Source organism: Streptomyces asoensis, assembly GCF_016860545.1.
In the GTDB taxonomy this organism is placed as follows: domain Bacteria; phylum Actinomycetota; class Actinomycetes; order Streptomycetales; family Streptomycetaceae; genus Streptomyces; species Streptomyces asoensis.
In genome coordinates this window covers 2,142,160-2,163,442 of the sequence record NZ_BNEB01000005.1, presented here as the reverse complement: position 1 = coordinate 2,163,442, position 21,283 = coordinate 2,142,160, and the positions used below count along the sequence as shown (strand labels likewise).

The following is a 21,283-nucleotide window of genomic DNA, read 5'->3' as shown; positions in this document are numbered from 1 at the left end:
CGATCCGGCTTCCGTCCTCCACAGACTGCCTCGCGCCGTTGTCGTACGCGAGCCGTACTCTGGGGCCCATGCAGAGCGCGTCGGACCGCCACGAGTACCCCGCCCACTGGGAGGCCGACGTGGTGCTGCGCGACGGCGGCACCGCACGCATCCGCCCCATCACCGTCGATGACGCCGAGCGTCTGGTCAGCTTCTACGAGCAGGTCTCGGACGAGTCGAAGTACTACCGCTTCTTCGCGCCCTACCCGCGACTGTCCGCCAAGGACGTCCACCGCTTCACGCACCACGACTTTGTGGACAGGGTGGGACTCGCGGCCACGGTCGGCGGCGAGTTCATCGCCACCGTACGCTATGACCGCATTGGTGCCGACGGCATGGCGGCCCCCGCACCGGCCGACGAGGCCGAGGTCGCCTTCCTCGTCCAGGACGCCCACCAGGGCCGCGGCGTCGCCTCCACGCTGCTGGAACACATCGCCGCCGTGGCGCGCGAGCGCGGCATCCGCCGGTTCGCGGCCGAGGTGCTCCCCGCCAACACCAAGATGATCAAGGTGTTCACCGACGCCGGCTACACCCAGAAGCGCAGCTTCGAGGACGGCGTCGTGCACCTGGAGTTCGGCCTCGAACCCACCGAGCGCTCCCTCGCCGTGCAGCGCGCGCGGGAACAGCGCGCCGAGGCCCACTCCGTACGACGGCTGCTGGCACCCGGGTCCGTCGCCGTCGTCGGTACCGGACGCACCCCCGGCGGCGTCGGCCGCAGCGTCCTCGGCAATCTGCGCGACGCCGGATTCACCGGGCCGCTGTACGCCGTGAACAAGGCGTTCCCCGAGGACCTGAAGGAACTGGACGGGGTGCCCGCCCACCGCTCGGTGCGCGACATCGCGGCACCCGTCGACCTCGCGGTCCTCGCCGTCCCGGCGGAGCAGGTGCCCGAGGCGGTCGCCGAGTGCGGCGAACACGGCGTGCAGGGACTCGTCGTCCTGTCCGCCGGATACGCGGAGAGCGGGCCGGACGGACGGGAGCGCCAGCGCGAACTCGTCCGCCACGCGCGCGCGTACGGCATGCGGATCATCGGACCCAACGCCTTCGGCGTCATCAACACCTCCCCGGACGTGCGGCTCAACGCCTCGCTCGCCCCGGAGATGCCGAGGCCCGGCCGGATCGGCCTGTTCGCCCAGTCCGGCGCCATCGGCATCGCCCTGCTGTCCCGCCTGCACCGGCGCGGCGGAGGAGTCACCGGGGTCACCGGCGTCTCGACCTTCGTCTCCTCCGGCAACCGCGCGGACGTCTCGGGCAACGACGTCCTCCAGTACTGGTACGACGACCCCGACACCGACGTCGCCCTCATGTACCTGGAGTCCATCGGCAACCCGCGCAAGTTCACCCGCCTCGCACGGCGTACGGCGGCCGCCAAGCCCCTCGTCGTCGTCCAGGGCGCGGGATCGGCCCCGCAGGGACACGCCGTCCGGGCGACGCGGCTGCCGCACGCGACGGTGTCGGCGCTGCTGCGGCAGGCCGGAGTCATCCGCGTCGACACCATCACCGAACTGGTCGACGCGGGCCTCCTGCTCGCCCGCCAGCCGCTGCCGACGGGACCGCGGGTGGCGATCCTCGGCAACTCCGAGTCGCTGGGCCTGCTGACGTACGACGCCTGCCTCTCGGAGGGGCTGCGCCCACTGCCGCCGCTGGACCTCACCACCGAGGCCTCCGCGCAGGACTTCCACGCGGCGCTGGCCCGGGCGCTGGCCGACGAGACCTGCGACGCCGTGGTCGTGACGGCGATCCCGGCGATCGGGGAGCGGTCGCCCGGGGACGCGGAGCTCGCCCAGGCCCTGCGGTCGGCCGCGGCCGCAGCCCCCGGCAAGCCGGTGCTCGTCGTCCACGTGGAGCTCGGCGGCCTCGCGACCGCGCTGTCCGCCGCGACGAGCACGGCGCCGCGCTCCGGGACGGCCGCACACGCGCGTACCGACACCCCGGACCCGACCCGTCCGGGCGCTCCCGGCGGCCAGCCGGCGGCCACCCCGGACGACGCACCCCCGGCGCTCCCCGCCGTCGAAGCGCCCGAGGGGACGCACCTCATCCCGGCGTACCCCGCGGCCGAACGCGCCGTCCGCGCGCTCGCCGAGGCGGTGAAGTACGCCCAGTGGCGGCGCGAGGCGGCCGTCGCAGGCAAGGTGCCCGAGTACGACGACATCGACGAGAAGGGCGCCGCCGAACTCATCGGCGGCCTCCTCTCGCGCGGCCAGGGCCTGACCCTCGGCACCGACGAGACGTGCGAGCTGCTCGGCCGCTACGGCATCCGCACCCGCCGGGCGATCCCCGCGCCCGCCCCCGACGAGGCGGCGCGGGCGGCCGGCGCCCTCGGCTACCCCGTCGCCCTCAAGGCCACCGCCCCGCACCTGAGGCACCGCGCCGACCTGGGCGGGGTGCGCCTCGACGTGGCCGACGAGGAGCAACTGCGGCGGTCCTACGCCGAGTTGACACAGCTGTTCGGCAAGCCGGAGGAGATCCGCCCCGTCGTGCAGGCCATGGCCCCGCGCGGGGTCGACACGGTCGTCCGCGCGGTCATCGACCCCGCGGCCGGCGCCGTCCTGTCCTTCGGGCTCGCCGGAGCCGCCTCGCAGCTGCTCGGCGACATGGCGCACCGGCTGGTCCCCGTCACCGACCGGGACGCCACCTCGCTGATCCGGTCCATCAGGACCGCGCCGCTCCTCTTCGGCTGGCGCGGTTCGACCCCCGTCGACACCGCCGCGCTGGAGGAGCTGCTGCTGCGGGTGTCCCGGCTGGTCGACGACCATCCCGAGGTCGTCGCGGTCACCCTGGAGCCGGTCGTCGTCGCCCGGCACGGGCTGAGCGTCCTCGGCGCCTCCGTCCGCCTCGCACCCCCGCCGGCCCGCGACGACCTCGGCCCGAGAACCCTGCCGACGTACTGACCGGCCTGCGGCCGGCGAGCGGCGCGCGGTCGATGGCCCCGGCGCCGGCTCCGGAGAGCCCGGCCCCGGCGGCGGATCGACCCGGCCCCGGAGAGCCCGGCTCCGGGGGCAGATGACCCTGCCCCGGCCAAGGCCCGCCCTAGCTCCGGCTATGGACAGCCTCGGGTACGGATCGACCCAGCCGCAGCCACGGACCAACCCGCCGCGGCCGCCGACGGCCCCGGCCCCGACCCCGTTCCAGTCCCTGTTCGGGCCAGCCCGGCGCCGGTCGGGTCCCGCCCGGCCAGGAGAGCCCCGGCCGCGGCGGCGGACCGACTCGGCTCCGGCTAGGGACAGCCTCGGCTACGGATCGACCCAGCCGCAGCCACGGACCAACCCGCCGCGGCGGCCGACGGACCCGGCCCAGGCTCAGTCCCGCCCAGCCCTGGTTCGTCCGGCCTCCAGCCTCAGGCCCCCTGGAGACCTTCCCCGTGGCCCCGACAGGGGAGAGCGTCCCCGTGGTCCCGACAGGACGGCCGGGTGCCCCTCCGTTGCCACGCGCGTGTGCCGAACCGTCCGGGCGGCCGCTCGTCGCGCCGGCCGCTCCTCGTCGCCGGAGGCCAGGGCGCCGGCCTCGTCGCCGCGGCCGCCGCCGACGGGGCCAAGGGGTCCTGAGCGGTGCCTCGCAGTCAGTGGGTCCCCGTAGGATGGACGGCATGGCCAAGACCAGTACGACGACCCAGGGGCTGCGCGCGGCGATCGAGCGCAGCGGCTACTACCCGGCCCTCGTGGCCGAGGCGGTGGAGGCCGCCGTGGGCGGCGAGCCGATCCGGTCGTACCTGGTCCACCAGGAGACCACGTTCGACCAGAACGAGGTGCGCCGGCACGTGACCGTGCTGGTCCTCACCGGCAACCGCTTCATCGTCAGCCACACCGACGAGCAGGCCGCCGACACCACCTCCCCGACGCCGTACGCCACGACGTCCACGGAGTCCGTGAAGCTCGGCCGGATCTCGTCCGTCGTCCTCAGCCGCGTGGTCGCGAACCCGGAGTCGTACAAGCCGGGCACCCTGCCGCGCGAGGTGGTGCTGACCATCGGCTGGGGCGCCGTCTCCCGCATCGACCTCGAACCCGCCGCCTGCGGTGACCCCAACTGCGACGCCGACCACGGCTACACCGGCAGCTCGACGGCGGACGACCTCAGCCTGCGCGTGAGCGAGGCCGGCGACGGTCCCGAGACGGTACGTCAGACCCTCGTCTTCGCGCAGTCGCTCTCCGAGGCGACCGTGGACGCCACCCGCTGATGTCCCACCCGCCACGCCCCGCAGCCCACGACCGAGGCCGTTCCGTGCCCATCCCTTCCGGCTCCGCCCCCTGGGACTTCCCCGAACCGCTCGCCGTCGGCTCCGCGCCCGTGCCGGAGTACGGCTCCGGCTCCCTCGCCGACCTGCTCCCGACGCTCGCGGCGGGCATGGGCGTACCCGGCACCACCGCGGCGATCACGGAGCTGGCCCCGGCCGACCGCAACTGCGTGTTCCTGATCGACGGCCTGGGCTGGGAACAGATCAAGGCCCATCCCGACGAGGCGCCCTACCTCCACGCGCTGCTCGGCAGCTCACGCGGCGGTACCGGACGCCCGCTCACCGCCGGGTACCCGGCGACCACCGCGACCTCCCTCGCCTCCGTCGGCACCGGCCTGCCCCCGGGCGCCCACGGCCTGCCCGGTTACACCGTGCGCAACCCGGCGACCGGCGAGCTGATGAACCAGCTCCGCTGGCAGCCGTGGACGGCCCCGGCGGTCTGGCAGCCCTATCCCACGGTCTTCCAGCTCGCCCATGCGGCGGGGGTGCACGCCGCCCAGGTGTCGTCCCCGACGTTCCAGAACACTCCGCTGACCAAGGTCGCGCTGAGCGGCGGAACGTTTCACGGGCGGCTGACCGGCGAGGAGCGCATGGACCTCGCCGCCGAACAGCTCGCCGCGGGCGACCGCTCGCTCGTCTACACGTACTACGCGGAACTGGACGGCGCCGGGCACCGCTACGGCGTCGCCTCCGACACCTGGCGCGGTCAGCTCATGTACGTCGACCGGCTCGTGCAGCGCCTCGCCGAGCAGCTGCCGCCGCGCAGCGCGCTCTACGTCACCGCCGACCACGGCATGATCGACGTGCCCTTCGACGAGGAGCACCGCATCGACTTCGACGCCGACTGGGAACTGCGCGCCGGCGTGGCCCTGCTGGGCGGCGAGGGCCGGGCGCGTCATGTCTACGCGGTGCCCGGCGCCGCGGACGACGTCCTGACCTGCTGGCGCGAGGTGCTCGGCGAGCAGTTCTGGGTGGCCTCGCGCGAGGAGGCGATCGCCGCGGGCTGGTTCGGGCCGCGGATCGACGACCGGGTCCACGGCCGCCTCGGCGACGTGGTCGCGGCCGCCCGGGACGACGTCCTGCTCATCGCCTCCGAACGCGAGCCCAAGGAGTCGTCGATGGTCGGCAACCACGGCTCGATGACCCCTGCCGAGCAGCTGGTCCCGCTGCTCGAAGTACGCTCCTGACGCCCAGAACCGTTTCCCCTGCCCCTGCCTCGCCTCCGCCGCGGCGGCTCCCGCTCCACCCCCACCGAAAGGCGCTCGACTCCCCATGCCCGAGCTGGTGTTCTTCTCCGGAACCATGGACTGCGGGAAGTCGACGCTGGCTCTCCAGATAGAGCACAACCGCTCCGCGCGCGGCCTCCAGGGCATGATCTTCACCCGGGACGACCGCGCGGGCGAGGGCAAGCTCTCCTCGCGGCTCGGCCTGGTCACCGACGCGGTCGAGGTCGAGGACGGCCAGGACCTGTACGCCTATCTCGTCGACCACCTGTCGCAGGGCGGCCGCGCGGACTACGTGATCGCCGACGAGGCGCAGTTCCTGGCCGAGGAACAGATCGACCAGCTCGCGCGCGTGGTCGACGACCTGGACGTCGACGTCTACGCCTTCGGGATCACCACCGACTTCCGCTCCAAGCTGTTCCCCGGCTCCCAGCGGCTCGTCGAACTCGCCGACCGCGTCGAGGTCCTCCAGGTCGAGGCCCTGTGCTGGTGCGGCGCCCGCGCCACGCACAACGCCCGCACGGTGGGCGGCGTCATGGTCGTTGAGGGCGCCCAGGTCGTGATCGGCGACGTCGACCAGGCGGACACCATCGGCTACGAGGTGCTGTGCAGACGCCACCACCGCCGCCGTATGACCTCGGCGTCGGCGCGGGCGGCCGCCCTGTCACCCGACGTGCTGCCGGTGCAGCAGGTCTAGGGACCGGGGGCCCGGCGGACGGCGTTCACCGGGGCTCCTGGATCAGGGAGAAGCGGGCGCCCTCGGGGTCGGCGACGGCCGCCACGCGCCCGTGGGGGCTGTCGTGCGCCGGCTCGAGGACCTGCCCGCCGAGCCGCTCGACGAGGGCGAGCGCCGCGTCCGCGTCGGCCACCTCGAAGTACGTCGTCCAGTGCGGCCCCCGGTCCCTGGGCAGCGAGGCGCCCACGCCGTGGATACCGGCGACCGGGTGGCCGCCGACGTAGAGGGTCACGTAGTCGAGGTCGGCGGACGGCTCGGTCTCCTCGTAGCCCAGGACCGTTTCGTAGAACTTGCGGACACCTGCGGTCTCATAGGTCGTCAGCTCGTTCCAGACCGCCGTGCCGGGCACACCGGTGAGGCTGGTGCCGACGTGGCCCGCCGCCTGCCAGAGGCCGAAGACGGCGCCGGAGGGGTCGGAGCCGATCGCCAGCCGTCCGGCGTCGGGGGCGTCCAGGGGGCCGACTCCGATCGTGCCCCCGCACAGCCGGACGGTTTCGGCGGTCGCGTCCACGTCGTCCGTGGCGAAGTAGGGCGTCCAGGCGACGGGGAGGTGACGGTCCGGGGGCAACTGGCCGATGCCGGCCACCTCCAGGCCGTCGAGCGCCGCCCGTACGTAGGGGCCGAGCTGTTCGGGCCCCGGCCGGAACTCCCAGCCGAACAGCTCGCCGTAGAACTCCTGCGTCGCGGTCAACCCGTGCGCCATCAGACTCACCCAGCAGGGTGTACCGGGCGCGTACCGGGCGTGTGGTGCGCCGATCGGGCCGTCCGGCCCGCCTGCCTCGGTCATCGTCACTCTCTCCTCGGCCCCTTGCCGTGGCCGCGTCGTGTCCGCCTCAGGAGGATGCCTGATAGGGGGTTTCTCAAGGGTTCACATGCGGTTGTCGCCGTGTGTCGATCGCATGTACGGCATGTGCCTGATCCCGCACGCCCCGTGATCGATCCTGTCCGGCCGAGCAGAGTAGCCGGACAACTGCGATGGGGCCACCCCGTGCGCGAGGATGGTGGCCATGAACGTCATCATCACCGCATCGGAACTGGCCGGCGAGCTGGCGGGGGCGCGTCCGCCCGTCGTCCTCGACGTGCGCTGGCAGCTCAGCCTGGCGAAGGCAGCGGGAGAGCCCCCGTTCGACGGCCGCGCGGCCTACGAGGCCGGGCATGTGCCCGGCGCGGTCTACGTCGACCTGGACCGGGAGCTCGCGGGGACCCCGGGCGAGCGGGGCCGGCATCCGCTGCCGGACCTCGCGCTGTTCGGTTCCGCGATGCGCCGGGCGGGTGTCTCCGCCCGCCGACCGGTGGTCGTGTACGACGGCGGGCAGGGCTGGGCGGCGGCGCGCGCGTGGTGGCTGCTTCGCTGGACGGGTCACCCGGACGTGCGGGTCCTCGACGGCGGGTTGCCGTCGTGGCAGGGGGACCTGTCGGTCGACGTCCCCGCGCGCGTGGAGGGCGACTTCGAGCCGGTGCCGGGTGCGACGGGCCTTCTCGACGCCGACGGGGCCGCTGCTCTCGCCGGTTCCGGAGTTCTGTTCGACGCCCGCGCGGGGGAGCGCTACCGGGGTGAGGTGGAGCCGATCGACCGGGTCGGCGGACACATTCCGGGTGCCGTCTCCGCGCCCACGAACGACAACGTGGCCGCGGACGGCCGCTTCCTGCCCGCCGCTGACCTGAGGGACCGCTTCAATGCGCTGGGCGTGACGGACGGCGCCGAGGTCGGCGTGTACTGCGGCTCGGGCGTGTCCGGCGCCCACGAGGTGCTGGCGCTGGCGGTGGCGGGCATCCCGGCGGCCCTGTACGTCGGCTCCTGGTCCGAGTGGTCCTCCGACCCGGCCCGGCCGGTCGCCGTGGGCCCCGACCCCCGGTAACCGCACCGCGCGCACGTGGTCGAGGGCCGTACCGAACGGGTGCGGCCCTCGACGACGTATGCAGGGGCATGTGCACCGGATCGCGGGAACCGACCGGCGCCTCGGGCGAGTTGCCCGAGGTCCGGTCATTCCTGCTTCTTGCGCCGGGTGCCGAACACGATCTCGTCCCAGCTCGGCACCGCGGCCCGGCGGCCCGGACGGACGCCGTCCGCCTCGGCCTGACGGTCGGTGGCGCCGACGAGACGGTCGCGGTGGCTGCCGACGGAACGCGGCATGAGGACGTCCGCGTAGGCGGATCCGGCGGAGGCTGCCGACGCCGGGGGTTCCTCGGCGACGGGCTCCTCCTCGTCGGGCTCCTCCGTGACGGGTTCGGCCGTGCGCTCCGGGACGACCATGTCGCCACGGAAACTCGGCACCGCCTCCAGCAGGCTGGTCAGCGAGTCGCGTTCCCGCTCGCCGGTGCTCTCCTCGGCCGGTTCGGACGGCTGGGCCGGCAGGCTGGGCCGGTCGAGCGTGCGGTCCAGCGGGCGGTCGCGCGGCAGCCGCGCGATGCGCGGGACGAACGGAAAGCTGGGCTCCGGGGCGGCCAGGTCGTCGGACTCGCCGATCAGCGAGCGCGCCTCGTCGTCGACGGCCTGGACGAGCCGCCGGGGCGGGTCGTACGTCCAGCTCGCCGAGTGCGGTTCACCCGCGACCAGGTAGACCAGCAGGACTTCCCAGGTGCCGTCGTCGCGGCGCCAGGAGTCCCACTGGACGGTGTCCTTGTCGGCGCCGCGCAGCAGCAGCCGTTCCTGGACGGCCTCGCCCAGCTGGGGTCCGGCGTTCTCACCGGGCCGGCGGACCGGGGTCTTGCGGGCCCGCTCGGCCATGAAGGCACGCTCGGCCAGCACGGGGCCCTCGAAACGGCGGACCCGGTCCACGGGAATGCCGGCCATCTGGGCGACTTCCTCCGCGGTGGCGCCGGCACGTATGCGCGCCTGGATGTCGCGGGGGCGGAGATGGCTCTCCACCTCGATCTCGATCTGGCCGAGGCGGGGACGGTCGCCGCGGACGGCGGCGCGCAGACGCTCATCGATCGGAAGCGTGTACTCCGTGCTGTCCGCAGCCTTCAGCACCAGCCGTGTGCCGTCATTCGAGACGGCCACGACACGCAGTTCGGGCATGGGGACCTCCCGGGTGGTGCCTGCCGACGTCACGTGCGTCGCTGCTTCCGCTAGTCGAGTGTGGCCTGCCCGGGTGCAGCCTGCCACAACCTTGCCGAGTTGCCCGGCGTGTCGGGGACAGGCCCTGCGCCGCCGTTATGGCACGGTTACCTGTTCGCCACGCTGAGTGACCAACACCGTCACCCTGTGCAACCAGCTCCCCTCAAGCGGTCCAGCGAGGCCCCGGACGTCCTGGCGGGAGACCGGGCCCAGGGCTCGCAACAGTACTCCATTTGGGCCACGTGCGTGGATTGGCGCGCCACTCAACTTCTGGTCACGGGTGCGATCTGACCGTCCGTCGCGGGCCTTCGGTGATCTTGGGCGTGGCGTACTTCACGCAATGTCCCGAATCGGAACTCTCGGTTTCGCCCGTACGTCCCCTTGTCGTGCAGTTGGTTGATCAAGTGTGGGAAAGGAAGGCAAGTTCCCGGTATGCGCGAAAAGCCGGAAACCGTCGACGGGCCGAGCGCCGAGGGGGAGGGAGGGCGGAAGCGGATCGACCTGAGCGTGCCTCAGGTCGCGGGCAGCGCGGTGGCGGCGGTGGTCGCCGCGAAACTCGCCTCGTACGCCGGGGTCTACGGCACGATCCTGGGCGCGGGTCTGGTCAGCGTCGTCGCCACCTGCGGCGGGACGCTCTTCCAGCACTTCTTCCGCCGCACCGGCGAGCAATTGCGCGAGGCGCAGACACGGGACGCGCGTCCGGCGGCCGACCCGGCGGGGCGCGGCGCACCCGGGCCGGGGGAGTTCGGCCCGGGGACCGTCCACCGGGCCCGGGGCCGCAGGCGGCCGGTGACGGCGGCCGCGCTCGTCTTCGCCGTGGCGATGGCCGGGATCACCACGTACGAGCTGGTGTCGGGCGACAGCTTCGACGGCGACGGGGGCACGACGGTCGGTCAGGCGGTCACGGGCGGTGGCTCGTCCTCCGGTTCCCCGTCGGATCCCTCACCCGGGACCTCCGGCGACGGATCCGGCACCGGCGTGCCCTCCGCGGGCACTCCCTCGCCCCCGCCTTCGTCCTCCTCGGCCGGGGAGGCGGGAACGGTTCCCTCGGGAGGGACCCCCTCCTCGGCGGACGGCGGCGGCGACGGCGCGGGCGAGGACCCGAACGGCGCCACGGCCGACGCGACGACGCCGGCTCCCACGGCGACCGGGGGCGGCGCGGGGACGGACGACGCCACGGTGAGCCCCGCCCCCGCGGACTCCGCTACGAGCCCAGCACCCTCCGCAGATAGTCGTTCTGGAAGCGGCGCTCAGGATCCAGGCGGTCCCGCAGCGCCGTGAACTCGCCGAAGCGCGGATAGACGTCCGCGAAGTACTCCGCGTCACGCGTGTGCACCTTGCCCCAGTGCGGCCGGCCCTCGTGGGCGGTGAAGATGCGCTCGGCTGCGGTGAAGTACCCCTGGTAGGGCGTCCCCTTCACCATGTGGACCGCGATGTAGGCGCTGTCGCGGCCCGAGGCGGTGGACAGGGTGATGTCGTCGGCGGGTGCCGTGCGCACCTCCACGGGGAAGCTGACACGCAGGCCCGAGCGTTCCACCATCGTCCTCAGCTCGCGCAGGGTCTCGGTCACCGCCTCGCGCGGGACGGCGTACTCCATCTCCACGAAACGCACCCGGCGCGGGGAGGTGTAGACCTTGTAGGGGATGTCCGTGTAGGTGCGCGCCGACAGTGCCTTGCTGGAGACCTGGGCGATCGCCGGGACGGTGGCCGGCACCGCCCGGCCGACCCACTGGGCCACCTGGAAGACGCCGTTGGAGAGGAGCTCGTCCTCGATCCAGCTCGACACCTGGCTCACCGGCTTGCGCGGGCCCGCGCTGCGGTTGTTGCGCTTGGTGTTGGTGCTGCCGGTGTGCGGGAACCAGTAGAACTCGAAGTGCTCGTTCTCGGCCCACAGCTCGTCGAAGTCGGCGAGGACCTTGTCGAGAGGCATCGGCTCCTCCCGAGCGGTGAGGAGGAAGAGCGGCTCCACGGCGAAGGTGATCGCGGTGACGATGCCGAGGGCGCCCAGGCCGATCCGCGCGGCCGCGAAGACCTCCGGGTTCTCCTTCTCGGAGCAGACGACGACCGAGCCGTCCGCGGTGACGAGTTCCAGGGCCTTGATCTGGGCGGCGATGGAGGCCGACTCCCGGCCGGTGCCGTGCGTTCCGGTGCTGGTGGCCCCGGAGACCGTCTGCTCCATGATGTCGCCCATGTTCGTCAGCGACAGCCCCTCGCGCGCCAGCGCCAGGTTGAGTCTCTTGAGCGGCGTACCGGCCTCGACGGTGACGGTCATGCCGTCACGATCTATGTTGCGGATCCCGGTCAACAGTTGAGGGCGGATCAATACGCCGTCGGTCGCCGCGATCGACGTGAAGGAGTGGCCGGTGCCGACGGCCTTCACCTTCAGTCCGTCCTCGGCGGCCCGGCGCACGGCCTCGGCCAGTTCGTCGACGGAGGCGGGCGTGACCTCCCGCGCGGGGCGTGCGACGACGTTGCCGCCCCAGTTACGCCACGTGCCGTTCTTCGCGCTCGTCGTGCTGCTCAACGCTGCCTCCCCGACCCGGAGCCGGCCTGCTCAGCCGGCGGTAGCCCAGGAAACCGACCGCGACCGCGACGGCTCCGGACACCGCCGGAACCCCGTACCCGGCCCGTGCGCCCGCCGCGTCGATGACCCAGCCGGCGATGGAGGAGCCGAGCGCGACGCCGACCGCGAGCCCGGTGCTGATCCAGGTCATGCCCTCGGTCAGTTGTGCGCGTGGTACGTGCTTTTCGATGAGGGACATCGTGGTGATCATCGTGGGAGCGATGGCCAGGCCCGCAAAGAACAGCGCCACGGCCAGAAACGGCAAGTTTCCGACCAGTAGGAGGGGGATCATACTCACGCCCATCATGAACACGCCCAGCAGCCAGCGCCGCTCAGGGGCCCCCTTGAGCTGCAACAGCCCGAACACGAGTCCGGCCGCGCAGGAACCCGCCGCGTAGAGCGCGAGGACGACACTGGCGGCGCCCTTGTGGCCCTGCTCCTCCGCGAAGGCGACGGTGACGACGTCGATCGCCCCGAAGATCGTCCCGGTCGCCACGAAGGTGGCCACCAGCACCTGGAGACCGGGCGAACGCAGCGCCGAACCGCCGCCGCTCTGCCCGCGGGGGTGCGGCGCGGGCTCCGTGGCCCGCTGTGCGGTCAGCCAGAAGACGCCGGCGGCCAGGAAACAGGCCGCCAGGAGCGGTCCCGCCTCGGGGAACCAGACGGTGGACAGGCCGATGGAGATGATCGGCCCGAAGATGAAGCACACCTCGTCCACCACGGACTCGAAGGAGTACGCGGTGTGCAGCTGTGGCGTTCCCCGGTACAGGGCCGCCCAGCGCGCCCGGACCATCGCGCCGAGACTCGGCACGGTGCCCACCCCGGCGGCGCACACGAACAGCACCCAGTCCGGCCACCCGAGGTGCGCGGCCAGCAGCAGCCCTGCCCCGGCCGTGAGCGCGACCAGCGTCGCGGGGCGCAGCACCCTGCGCTGACCGTGGACGTCCACCAGACGCGAGATCTGCGGGCCGAAGGCGGCGGCGGCCAGCGCAATGGTCGCCGAGAGCGCTCCCGCCAGCCCGTAGCGCCCGGTGAGCTGGGAGACCATGGTGACCACGCCGATGCCCATCATCGACAGCGGCATCCTGCCGAGGAATCCCGCGGCGGAGAAGCCCTTGGAGCCGGGGGCGGCGAACAGAGCGCGGTAGGGGCTGGGCACGGGGTCTCCGGTGGTCCTGGCACGCGCGCGTGGCGGCTCGGCGCGGCATGAGGTGAGGCGGCTTCGGTGGGACTCGGCGAGGCGTGCGGTGAGCCCGGTGAACCAGGTAAGGCGTGTACGTGGCTCATACAGCTTACGAAGTTAGGCCACCCTAATACATCCGTCCGCCGCCTCGGTGTCCCCGTCCGGAACCTGTCCGGAACCCCGCCGGGCACCCCACCGTTTCCCGCCTGTCGGAGGCGGGTGGCAGGATCGACTCATGCGAGATGCGCTCGATGCCACCCCCTACGACGCCCTGCTCCTGCTCTCCTTCGGCGGCCCGGAAGGCCCGGACGACGTGGTCCCGTTCCTGGAGAACGTGACCCGCGGGCGAGGTATCCCCAAGGAACGCCTCAAGGAGGTCGGGCAGCACTACTTCCTCTTCGGCGGGGTCAGCCCCATCAACGACCAGAACCGCGCCCTGCTCGACGCCCTGCGCAAGGACTTCGCCGACCACGGCCTCGACCTGCCGGTCTACTGGGGCAACCGCAACTGGGCCCCGTACCTCACGGACACCCTGCGCGAGATGGTGGCCGACGGCCGCCGCCGCATCCTCGTGCTGGCCACCAGCGCCTACGCCTCGTACTCCGGCTGCCGCCAGTACCGCGAGAACCTCGCCGACGCGCTGGCCGCGCTGGAGGCCGAGGGCCTCGACCTGCCGAAGATCGACAAGCTGCGGCACTACTTCAACCACCCGGGCTTCCTGGAGCCCATGATCGAAGGCGTGCTGCGGTCGCTGGCCGACCTCCCCGACGACGTCCGCGAGGGCGCGCACATCGCCTTCTCGACGCACTCGATCCCGACCGCCTCCGCCGACACCTCCGGCCCGGTCGAGCAGCAGGGCGACGGCGGCGCGTACGTGCGACAGCACCTCGACACCGCACGGCTCGTCGCCGACGCCGTCCGCGAGCGCACCGGCGTGGACCACCCCTGGCAGCTCGTCTACCAGTCGCGCTCCGGCGCGCCGCACATCCCCTGGCTCGAGCCCGACATCTGCGACCACCTCGAGGAGCGGCACGCGGCGGGTGTCCCGGCCGTCGTGATGGCACCCATCGGTTTCGTCTCCGACCACATGGAGGTCCTCTACGACCTCGACACGGAGGCCACGGCCAAGGCTGGGGAACTGGGCCTGCCGGTGCGCCGCTCGGCCACCGTCGGCGCCGATCCGCGCTTCGCCGCCGCGATCCGTGAGCTCGTGCTGGAGCGGGCCGCGACGGAGAGCGGACGCGAGGTCACCCCGTGCGCCCTCGGCGCGCTGGGCGCGAGCCACGACCTCTGCCCGGTCGGCTGCTGCCCCGCCCGAGCCCCCAGGCCCGCCGCCGCGGGCGCCGACAGCCCCTACGCGTGAGGAACGGCGTGACCCACCCCCTGCACACCGAACTGCTCGCACTCGCCCAGGAGGCCGCCCGCCGGGCCGGCGAGCTCCTCAGGGACGGCCGCCCGGCCGATCTCGCGGTCGCCGCCACCAAGTCGAGCCCGATCGACGTGGTCACCGAGATGGACATCGCGGCCGAGAAGCTGATCACCGGCCTCATCTCCGAACACCGCCCCGACGACGGTTTTCTCGGCGAGGAGGGCGCCTCCAGCGAGGGCAGCAGCGGGATCCGCTGGGTGATCGACCCCCTCGACGGCACGGTCAACTACCTGTACGGGCTCCCCACCTGGGCCGTCTCCATCGCCGCCGAACAGGACGGCGAGACCGTCGTCGGGGTCGTCGCGATCCCGATGCGCGGCGAGACCTGCCACGCGGTGCGCGGCGGCGGAGCGTGGGCCACCGGCCCGCAGGGCGAGCGCGCCCTGTCCTGCCGTCCCACGGCACCCCTCGACCAGGCCCTGGTCTCCACCGGCTTCAACTACGTCACCGAGGTCCGCGCCCACCAGGCGGACGTCGCGCAGCGGCTGATCCCGCTCCTGCGCGACATCCGGCGCAGCGGCTCGGCCGCCGTCGACCTGTGCGACGTCGCGGCGGGGCGCCTCGACGGCTACTACGAACGCGGACTGCACCCCTGGGACCTCGCTGCGGGGGACCTGATCGCCCGGGAGGCGGGCGCGCTGACCGGTGGACGGCCGGGAGAGCGCCCCGCACGCGATCTCGCGGTGGCGGCCACCCCCGGTGTCTTCGAGCCCCTCCAGCGACTCCTGGAGGACTTCGGCGCCTGGCACGACTGAGCCGCTCCGGGCGGACACGCGAAGGGGCCCCGGTGCTGGATTCACCGGGGCCCCTCCGCATGCTCGCGAACTGCTCAGACGCTCGTCGCGCCGACCTCCACACCGTGGTCGGCGGCGAGGCGGCGCAGGTCGTCGAGCTCGGCCTGTTCCACCTCGACGAGGAAGTCGTCGCCCTCGTCGCGAGCCCGCGTCAGGTCGGACTCGGTCGTCCTTATGCGCTGCAGAAGTCCTGCGGTGAATGCGTCCATGCTGCGCCCCCTCGTCCTGGGTCGTGGGTCGATGGCACGGGGGTGTGCCGGTTGAGAAGGGGCGATCACGTCTGCACAGGTGCCCAGCACTGCCCTGCCGGGCGGCGACGGTGCCGGACACCCACGCCCGCTCTGCGGCAAACGGAAGGCGGAGTACCACATGGTGCTGCGGCACATGCAGAGCGTGATCGCGGGATGTAAAGCCGTCCTCCCCGCGCTCCATTCCACGGAAACCTCAACCCCGCGAGAAAATTTCGCATTCCCGGGCCTCACACCCGCCCTTCATCTTCCGCGCACCCGTCTTACCGCCGACTTATGGCCGAAAAGGGCAGGATGGAGGCACACACTCACCAGCCCCCCTGCCCGCGTGCGCTCACGGAGCGCTACGCGGGTGGACACAGGAAGGACCAGCGACGTGCGCGTACTCGTCGTCGAGGACGAGCAGCTGCTCGCCGATGCGGTGGCCACCGGACTGCGCCGGGAGGCCATGGCCGTCGACGTCGTGTACGACGGCGCGGCCGCCCTGGAGCGCATCGGCGTCAACGACTACGACGTGGTCGTCCTCGACCGGGACCTCCCCCTCGTGCACGGTGACGACGTCTGCCGGAAGATCGTCGAACTCGGCATGCCCACACGCGTGTTGATGCTCACGGCCTCCGGTGACGTCAGCGACCGCGTCGAGGGCCTGGAGATCGGCGCCGACGACTACCTGCCCAAGCCCTTCGCGTTCAGCGAGCTGATCGCACGCGTGCGTGCCCTCGGTCGGCGCACCAGCCTGCCGCTGCCCCCGGTCCTGGAGCGGGCCGGCATCAAGCTCGACCCGAACCGCCGCGAGGTCTTCCGCGAGGGCAAGGAGGTCCAGCTCGCGCCCAAGGAGTTCGCCGTCCTCGAGGTGCTGATGCGCAGCGAGGGCGCGGTGGTCTCGGCCGAGCAGCTCCTCGAGAAGGCCTGGGACGAGAACACCGACCCGTTCACCAACGTCGTCCGCGTGACCGTCATGACGCTCCGCCGCAAGCTGGGCGAACCCCCGGTGATCGTCACCGTCCCCGGTTCGGGCTACCGGATCTGACCGCCATGGCCTCGACACCCGCTCCTCCCCAGGCGCCCCCCAAGCCCACCTGGGACCCCAGGAGCCCGCAGCTCCCCTTCCCCTGGCTCCGCCCGACCATCCGCATACGGCTCACGCTGCTGTACGGCGGCATGTTCCTGATCGCCGGCATCCTGCTGCTGTCGATCATCTACCTGCTGGCGGCGCAGGCCATCAGCACGGGCAACCAGCCGCCCTTCAAGATCGTGAACGCCACCGGCGTGATCAAGGTGGCCAGCACGGACTGCTCCGGGCTCACCGCCGAGTCGGGCCTGACGCAGTTCAACTCCGCGGTCAGCGCCTGCATCGACCACCAGCGCCAGGCGGCCCTGGACGACCTCCTCAGCCGCTCCCTGCTGGCCCTCCTCGGCCTCGCCGTGATCGCCTTCGCCTTCGGCTACGCCATGGCCGGCCGCGTGCTGTCCCCGCTCGGCCGGATCACCCGCACCGCGCGCGCCGTGGCGGGCTCGGACCTGTCCCGCCGGATCGAGCTCGACGGGCCGGACGACGAGCTGAAGGAGCTGGCCGACACCTTCGACGACATGCTGGAGCGCCTCCAGCGGGCCTTCACCGCCCAGCAGCGCTTCGTGGGCAACGCCTCGCACGAACTCAGGACCCCGCTGGCGATCAACCGCACGCTGCTCGAGGTGCACCTCTCCGACCCCGGCGCGCCCGTGGAGCTCCAGCAGCTCGGCAAGACGCTGCTGGCCACCAACGAGCGCAGTGAGCAGCTCGTCGAGGGGCTGCTGCTGCTCGCCCGCAGCGACAACCAGATCGTCGAGCGCAAGCCGGTCGACCTCGCGGAGGTCGCGGAGCAGGCCATCGACCAGGTGCACGCCGAGGCGGCGGCCAAGGGCGTCGTGATCCGCGGTGAGCAGAAGCCGGCGGTCGTCCAGGGCAACGGCGTCCTGTTGGAGCGGATCGCCCTGAACCTCGTGCAGAACGCCGTACGGTACAACGTGCCCGAGGGCGGCTGGGTGGAGGTGACCACCGAGGTCCAGCACGGGCAGGCGGTCCTGGTGGTGTCGAACACCGGGCCGGTCGTTCCCGCCTACGAGATCGACAATCTGTTCGAGCCGTTCCGCAGGCTGCGCACGGAACGCACGGGCAGCGACAAGGGGGTCGGGCTGGGCCTGTCCATCGTGCGGTCCGTGGCCCGGGCGCACGGCGGGCATATCGCGGCGCAGCCGCGCGAGGGGGGTGGGCTCGTGATGCGGGTCACCTTCCCCGTCTGAGAGCATGTCGCCGACACACGCGGGGATGTTCGCTTTGCGCGGAATTTTCTGGGTCCTGACCTGGGGTCCCCGTGTGTGATCGATCACAACGGCGAATTTCCGGCCATCTACTCTCCGTGATCATGAGTGCCCTCGTAAAGCCCGGAAAATCCGGGTTTTCGGGGGTCCTGATCACGGGAAGTACACGGTGAGACGCCTTTGAAGTGCGGCATTGGGACCGTGTACGGTCCGCATCGCCATCCCAGCCGATCACTCGTGAGGAGTCCGGTTGGGTGTCGATTGAGTAACAGACCTTGATGTGAGGCAAAATCTCCGCCTCGAGGCGGGCACAAGTCCGGCCTCTCACGCGTTACGTGCGCTGGAGACACCGCAGAACACCCAGAGGGGGAGAGGCGAAATGGCTACCGATTACGACACCCCACGCAAGACCGATGACGACGTCGACTCAGACAGCCTTGAGGAGCTGAAGGCCAGGCGGAACGACAAGTCCGCCTCCGCGGTCGACGTCGACGAGTTCGAGGCCGCCGAAGGCCTGGAGCTGCCCGGCGCGGACCTCTCGAACGAGGAGCTGGCCGTCCGGGTGCTGCCGAAGCAGCAGGACGAGTTCACCTGCATGAGCTGCTTCCTGGTGCACCACCGCAGCCAGCTGGCCCGCGAGAAGAACGGCCAGCCGATCTGCCGCGACTGCGACTGAGGCGGGGTCGGCCGTGACCGGCTCGACCCCTCCTCGGAAGCGCCGCTTCCCCTTCGGGGGAACGGACAACGGGCCGTCCAGCGGCCCTCACGGCGTGCGTGACGACGAGCGAGGCTCATCCGGCAAGGGAACGGTCCCTGGCGGATCGGCCTCGCTCGAACCCGCGTCCGACCGGAATGACCACCCGGTGCCCACGCGGAACGCCGCCCCCGTCGCAGGGACGGGGGTGCCCCCACTCGAGCGCAGCCGAGAGTGGGGGAGGGTGGCCGCCACGGCCATCCGGGACAAGGCGGCAGGACTGGCCCGGGAAGGCGCCCGAAGGGGCGGCAGCCGCGCGAAAGCGGGGCTCGGGTACCTGGCCGACCGGATCATCGAGATCGCCCCGCGGATCCCCGTACGGGACCTTCGGACCCTGCGTAGACAGTTCCCGGGCCTCGGTCCGGAACAGCTCGCCGACAAGCTCGTGTCGGGCGCGGCGAACGCCACGTCCACCGTCGGGGCCGGAATCGGCGCGGCGGCCATGCTCCCGGTGCCGCCGGCGATGCCGACCGAACTCGCGGCGGAGATCACCGGGGTCGCGGCGATCGAGCTGAAACTGATCGCGGAACTGCACGAGGTCTACGGACTGCGCCCGGCGGGCGGCCTCAAGGACCGCACCACCGCCTACCTGCGCTCCTGGTCGGGCGAACGCGGCATCGACGTGCTGAAACCGTCGTCGGTCAACTCGGCGCTCGGCGGCCAGATGAAGCGCGAGCTGCGCCAGCAGATCATGAAGCGCATGGTCCGTGACCTGCCGAACCTGATGCCCTTCATGGTGGGCGCCGCCGTCGGCGCGGTCATGAACCGTCGGGACACCAGGAGAGTGGCCGCGAAGGTCCGGGCCGACCTGCGCAAGGCGCAGGTGCCGTGGGACGCCCTCCCGGAGCTTCCGCCGCTGGAGAAGCCCGCGGATCCGCTGGCCATGAACGAGATCACCGCGGACCCCCTGAAGCCCTTCGGCCCGCCGGATCCGTCGGGCCCCTCGCCCTCTTCGGACCCCTCAGGCGCGGCAGACCCCGAGGGCCCCGAGGACCCCAAGGGCCGCTAGAACCGCCAGGGCCGTGAGGGGCCCCGAGGGCGAGGCCGTGCGGCCCGCGCGGCTACGCGGCGGCCGCCTCCCGCGCCGCCTTCAGCGCCTGCGCCAGGCGTTCCGGCTTACGCGTCGACAGGTACAGGTACGGCGTGGGGTCGCCCGGGTCGGTGACCTCCACGCGCAGGGCGGTCGGAATGTAGGCGCGCAGCAGCAGGAAGGCCCGCGTGTCCGCCTTGTAGGTGCGCCACGCGCGTGCCTCGTCCGCGTCCAGGACCTCCGCCTCGCCCAGGGCCGTGACCGGGATCTTCGCCTCGCCCGCGATGAGGGAGTCGCCCACCACGCGGATGCGCAGCGAGCCGTAGGAGCTGGCCACGACCGCGGCGGCCGCGGTGCCGCCGACCAGGCCGCCGAGCAACGGCAGTGTGCCGAACGGCAGCAGGATCAGGGCCATCGAGACACCCACGAGGAACGAGACGAACCACCACGAGCGGGGGGCGGTGAGGCGTTCTTCGTACGGGGTGGCGGAGAGCTGCATGGATCCAAGCTTGGCACGGTGTCCTGATCCGGCGGACGCGCGGGTAAGGTCTGCGCCTGTGAGTGGTACTTCCGCAGCTCTTGAGCCTCCGGCCGATGCCGTGAAACCCGTCCGGCACCCCGACGCTCCCGTGCCGGGCGAGCTCCTCGGTGCCCACTACGAACACTGTTTCGGATGTGGCGGCGCCCAGACCCATGGACTGCACCTGGAGGCGCGGGCCGGCGAGGGCGTCACGGTGACGGCCGAGTTCACCGTGCAGCCCGCCCACCAGGGAGCCCCCGGCCTCGCGCACGGCGGGATCCTGGCCACGGCCCTGGACGAGACGCTCGGCTCGCTGAACTGGCTGCTGCGGACGATCGCCGTGACCGGCCGCCTGGAGACCGACTTCGTGCGTCCCGTGCCCGTGGGTACCACGCTGTACCTGGAGGCGGAGGTCACGGCGGTCGCCCGGCGCAAGATCTACTCGAGCGCCACCGGGCGGATCGGCGGCCCCGACGGGCCCCTCGCCGTCCGCGCAGACGCGCTCTTCATCGAGGTCGCCGTCGAGCACTTCGTGAACCACGGCCGCGAGGCGGAGATCCGGGCCGCCATGGACGACCCGGACCAGCGCAGGCGCACCCGCGCCTTCGAGGTGAACCCGTGAGCCGCGACCCCCTGGACGTCCTGATCCGGCGCGTCGACCCCGACGTACCGCTTCCGACGTACGAGCACCCGGGCGACGCGGGGGCCGATCTGCGCACCACGCGCGCGCAGGAACTGGCGCCGGGGGAGCGGGCCGTACTGCCCACGGGGGTGTCCATCGCGCTGCCCGAGGGGTACGCGGCGTTCGTGCACCCGCGGTCGGGGCTGGCCGCCCGGTGCGGCGTCGCCCTCGTGAATGCCCCGGGGACGGTTGATGCCGGGTACCGTGGGGAGATCAAGGTGATCGTGGTGAATCTCGACCCGCGCGAGTCCGTGCGGTTCGAGCGCTTCGACCGGATCGCCCAACTGGTCGTACAGCAGGTCGAGAGGGTCCGCTTCCAGGAGGTGGCGGAGCTTCCCGAATCGGCGCGGGCCGCGGGGGGCCTCGGGTCCACCGGCGGGCATGCCGCCGTGGGCGGTGCAAGCGGTACAAGCGCCTCGGCCGCCGACGGCGGCGCGGCGGGTGGGAATCGATACGCTTCGGTCGTATCCGACCGGGAAGGACAGTGAC

Annotated in this window: 20 protein-coding genes; 14 read left to right on the top strand and 6 right to left on the bottom strand. The window is 72.4% G+C overall.

The window, feature by feature from the left end; translation table 11 throughout:
* Positions 1–68: 68 nt before the first annotated feature.
* The 4 genes from Saso_RS32250 to Saso_RS32235 all read left to right on the top strand — a co-directional run bounded on the left by Saso_RS32250 (position 69) and on the right by Saso_RS32235 (position 6,190).
* Positions 69–2,930: a bifunctional acetate--CoA ligase family protein/GNAT family N-acetyltransferase gene (locus tag Saso_RS32250; protein WP_189927691.1), complete on the top strand. Its 2,862-nt coding sequence runs from the start codon at positions 69–71 to the stop codon at positions 2,928–2,930.
* Between the two features lie 695 nt (positions 2,931–3,625).
* Positions 3,626–4,213, top strand: a complete 588-nt coding sequence (locus Saso_RS32245) for a DUF5998 family protein (protein ID WP_189927690.1) — start codon at positions 3,626–3,628, stop codon at positions 4,211–4,213.
* Entirely contained in the window at positions 4,213–5,457 is a 1,245-nt protein-coding gene (locus Saso_RS32240) for an alkaline phosphatase family protein (protein ID WP_229901554.1), read from the top strand. The genes Saso_RS32245 and Saso_RS32240 overlap by 1 nt, the downstream gene beginning before the upstream one ends.
* An 85-nt stretch (positions 5,458–5,542) precedes the next feature.
* Positions 5,543–6,190, top strand: coding sequence for a thymidine kinase (locus Saso_RS32235; RefSeq protein ID WP_189927689.1), 648 nt, complete (start codon positions 5,543–5,545; stop codon positions 6,188–6,190).
* A 25-nt stretch (positions 6,191–6,215) separates the two neighbouring features.
* Here the strand turns inward: Saso_RS32235 and Saso_RS32230 are convergent, their stop codons facing one another.
* Positions 6,216–7,016: a VOC family protein gene (locus Saso_RS32230; RefSeq protein ID WP_189927688.1), complete on the bottom strand. Its 801-nt coding sequence runs from the start codon at positions 7,014–7,016 to the stop codon at positions 6,216–6,218.
* A gap of 220 nt (positions 7,017–7,236) precedes the next feature.
* On the opposite strand from Saso_RS32230, the gene Saso_RS32225 reads away from it, so the two are divergent.
* Entirely contained in the window at positions 7,237–8,088 is an 852-nt protein-coding gene (locus Saso_RS32225; protein WP_189927687.1) for a sulfurtransferase, read from the top strand.
* Between the two features lie 125 nt (positions 8,089–8,213).
* Here the strand turns inward: Saso_RS32225 and sepH are convergent, their stop codons facing one another.
* On the bottom strand, positions 8,214–9,251 hold the full coding sequence (gene sepH / locus Saso_RS32220) for a septation protein SepH (protein WP_200726901.1): 1,038 nt from the start codon (positions 9,249–9,251) through the stop codon (positions 8,214–8,216).
* 471 nt (positions 9,252–9,722) lie between these two features.
* On the opposite strand from sepH, the gene Saso_RS32215 reads away from it, so the two are divergent.
* A complete protein-coding gene (locus Saso_RS32215; RefSeq protein WP_189927685.1) occupies positions 9,723–10,571 on the top strand; it encodes a hypothetical protein in 849 nt (282 codons plus the stop codon).
* Here Saso_RS32215 and Saso_RS32210 read toward each other — a convergent pair.
* Both Saso_RS32210 and Saso_RS32205 read right to left on the bottom strand, forming a co-directional pair.
* Positions 10,495–11,814, bottom strand: coding sequence for a D-arabinono-1,4-lactone oxidase (locus Saso_RS32210; protein ID WP_189927684.1), 1,320 nt, complete (start codon positions 11,812–11,814; stop codon positions 10,495–10,497). The two genes, Saso_RS32215 and Saso_RS32210, sit on opposite strands and share 77 nt — an antisense overlap.
* The gene (locus Saso_RS32205) at positions 11,774–13,012 is read right to left on the bottom strand and encodes an MFS transporter (protein ID WP_189927683.1); all 1,239 of its coding nucleotides are present in this window, start codon (positions 13,010–13,012) and stop codon (positions 11,774–11,776) included. The genes Saso_RS32210 and Saso_RS32205 overlap by 41 nt, the downstream gene beginning before the upstream one ends.
* 259 nt (positions 13,013–13,271) lie before the next feature.
* Here Saso_RS32205 and Saso_RS32200 point away from each other — a divergent pair, with 259 nt between their 5' ends.
* Together Saso_RS32200 and Saso_RS32195 are read left to right on the top strand one after the other, a co-directional pair.
* Positions 13,272–14,399, top strand: coding sequence for a ferrochelatase (locus Saso_RS32200; protein ID WP_189927682.1), 1,128 nt, complete (start codon positions 13,272–13,274; stop codon positions 14,397–14,399).
* Between the two features lie 8 nt (positions 14,400–14,407).
* Complete coding sequence (locus Saso_RS32195; protein ID WP_189927681.1) at positions 14,408–15,220, top strand: inositol monophosphatase family protein; 813 nt, start codon at positions 14,408–14,410, stop codon at positions 15,218–15,220.
* A 74-nt stretch (positions 15,221–15,294) separates the two neighbouring features.
* Here Saso_RS32195 and Saso_RS32190 read toward each other — a convergent pair whose 3' ends face one another.
* Positions 15,295–15,468: a hypothetical protein gene (locus Saso_RS32190; protein ID WP_189927680.1), complete on the bottom strand. Its 174-nt coding sequence runs from the start codon at positions 15,466–15,468 to the stop codon at positions 15,295–15,297.
* 415 nt (positions 15,469–15,883) lie between these two features.
* Between Saso_RS32190 and Saso_RS32185 the strand changes: the two genes are divergently transcribed.
* The 4 genes from Saso_RS32185 to Saso_RS32170 all read left to right on the top strand — a co-directional run bounded on the left by Saso_RS32185 (position 15,884) and on the right by Saso_RS32170 (position 19,571).
* A complete protein-coding gene (locus Saso_RS32185) occupies positions 15,884–16,537 on the top strand; it encodes a response regulator transcription factor (protein ID WP_086734600.1) in 654 nt (217 codons plus the stop codon).
* A 5-nt stretch (positions 16,538–16,542) separates the two neighbouring features.
* Positions 16,543–17,790, top strand: coding sequence for a sensor histidine kinase (locus Saso_RS32180; protein WP_189927679.1), 1,248 nt, complete (start codon positions 16,543–16,545; stop codon positions 17,788–17,790).
* A 397-nt stretch (positions 17,791–18,187) separates the two neighbouring features.
* Complete coding sequence (locus tag Saso_RS32175; RefSeq protein WP_003993510.1) at positions 18,188–18,484, top strand: DUF4193 domain-containing protein; 297 nt, start codon at positions 18,188–18,190, stop codon at positions 18,482–18,484.
* A gap of 13 nt (positions 18,485–18,497) precedes the next feature.
* The gene (locus tag Saso_RS32170) at positions 18,498–19,571 is read left to right on the top strand and encodes a hypothetical protein (RefSeq protein ID WP_229901553.1); all 1,074 of its coding nucleotides are present in this window, start codon (positions 18,498–18,500) and stop codon (positions 19,569–19,571) included.
* Between the two features lie 52 nt (positions 19,572–19,623).
* On the opposite strand, the gene Saso_RS32165 is transcribed toward Saso_RS32170, so the two are convergent.
* Positions 19,624–20,091 carry a DUF3093 domain-containing protein gene (locus Saso_RS32165; RefSeq protein ID WP_189927678.1) on the bottom strand — a complete coding sequence of 156 codons (468 nt, stop codon included), beginning with the start codon at positions 20,089–20,091 and terminating at the stop codon, positions 19,624–19,626.
* 58 nt (positions 20,092–20,149) lie between these two features.
* Here Saso_RS32165 and Saso_RS32160 point away from each other — a divergent pair, with 58 nt between their 5' ends.
* Both Saso_RS32160 and dut read left to right on the top strand, forming a co-directional pair.
* On the top strand, positions 20,150–20,734 hold the full coding sequence (locus Saso_RS32160) for a PaaI family thioesterase (protein ID WP_189927677.1): 585 nt from the start codon (positions 20,150–20,152) through the stop codon (positions 20,732–20,734).
* Positions 20,731–21,282 (top strand): dUTP diphosphatase, encoded by a 552-nt coding sequence (gene dut, locus Saso_RS32155; RefSeq protein WP_189927676.1) that lies wholly within the window; start codon positions 20,731–20,733, stop codon positions 21,280–21,282. The genes Saso_RS32160 and dut overlap by 4 nt, the downstream gene beginning before the upstream one ends.
* Position 21,283 lies beyond the last annotated feature (1 nt).

Bases quoted from the DNA above. Each gene is read 5' to 3' on its own strand.
- Saso_RS32200 (WP_189927682.1), top strand. From the start codon at position 13,272: ATGCGAGATGCGCTCGATGCCACCCCCTACGACGCCCTGCTCCTGCTC.
- Saso_RS32165 (WP_189927678.1), bottom strand. From the start codon at position 20,091: ATGCAGCTCTCCGCCACCCCGTACGAAGAACGCCTCACCGCCCCCCGC.
- Saso_RS32215 (WP_189927685.1), top strand. From the start codon at position 9,723: ATGCGCGAAAAGCCGGAAACCGTCGACGGGCCGAGCGCCGAGGGGGAG.
- Saso_RS32180 (WP_189927679.1), top strand. From the start codon at position 16,543: ATGGCCTCGACACCCGCTCCTCCCCAGGCGCCCCCCAAGCCCACCTGG.
- Saso_RS32230 (WP_189927688.1), bottom strand. From the start codon at position 7,016: ATGACCGAGGCAGGCGGGCCGGACGGCCCGATCGGCGCACCACACGCC.
- Saso_RS32250 (WP_189927691.1), top strand. From the start codon at position 69: ATGCAGAGCGCGTCGGACCGCCACGAGTACCCCGCCCACTGGGAGGCC.
- Saso_RS32240 (WP_229901554.1), top strand. From the start codon at position 4,213: ATGTCCCACCCGCCACGCCCCGCAGCCCACGACCGAGGCCGTTCCGTG.
- sepH (WP_200726901.1), bottom strand. From the start codon at position 9,251: ATGCCCGAACTGCGTGTCGTGGCCGTCTCGAATGACGGCACACGGCTG.
- Saso_RS32190 (WP_189927680.1), bottom strand. From the start codon at position 15,468: ATGGACGCATTCACCGCAGGACTTCTGCAGCGCATAAGGACGACCGAG.
- Saso_RS32225 (WP_189927687.1), top strand. From the start codon at position 7,237: ATGAACGTCATCATCACCGCATCGGAACTGGCCGGCGAGCTGGCGGGG.
- Saso_RS32235 (WP_189927689.1), top strand. From the start codon at position 5,543: ATGCCCGAGCTGGTGTTCTTCTCCGGAACCATGGACTGCGGGAAGTCG.
- Saso_RS32175 (WP_003993510.1), top strand. From the start codon at position 18,188: ATGGCTACCGATTACGACACCCCACGCAAGACCGATGACGACGTCGAC.
- Saso_RS32245 (WP_189927690.1), top strand. From the start codon at position 3,626: ATGGCCAAGACCAGTACGACGACCCAGGGGCTGCGCGCGGCGATCGAG.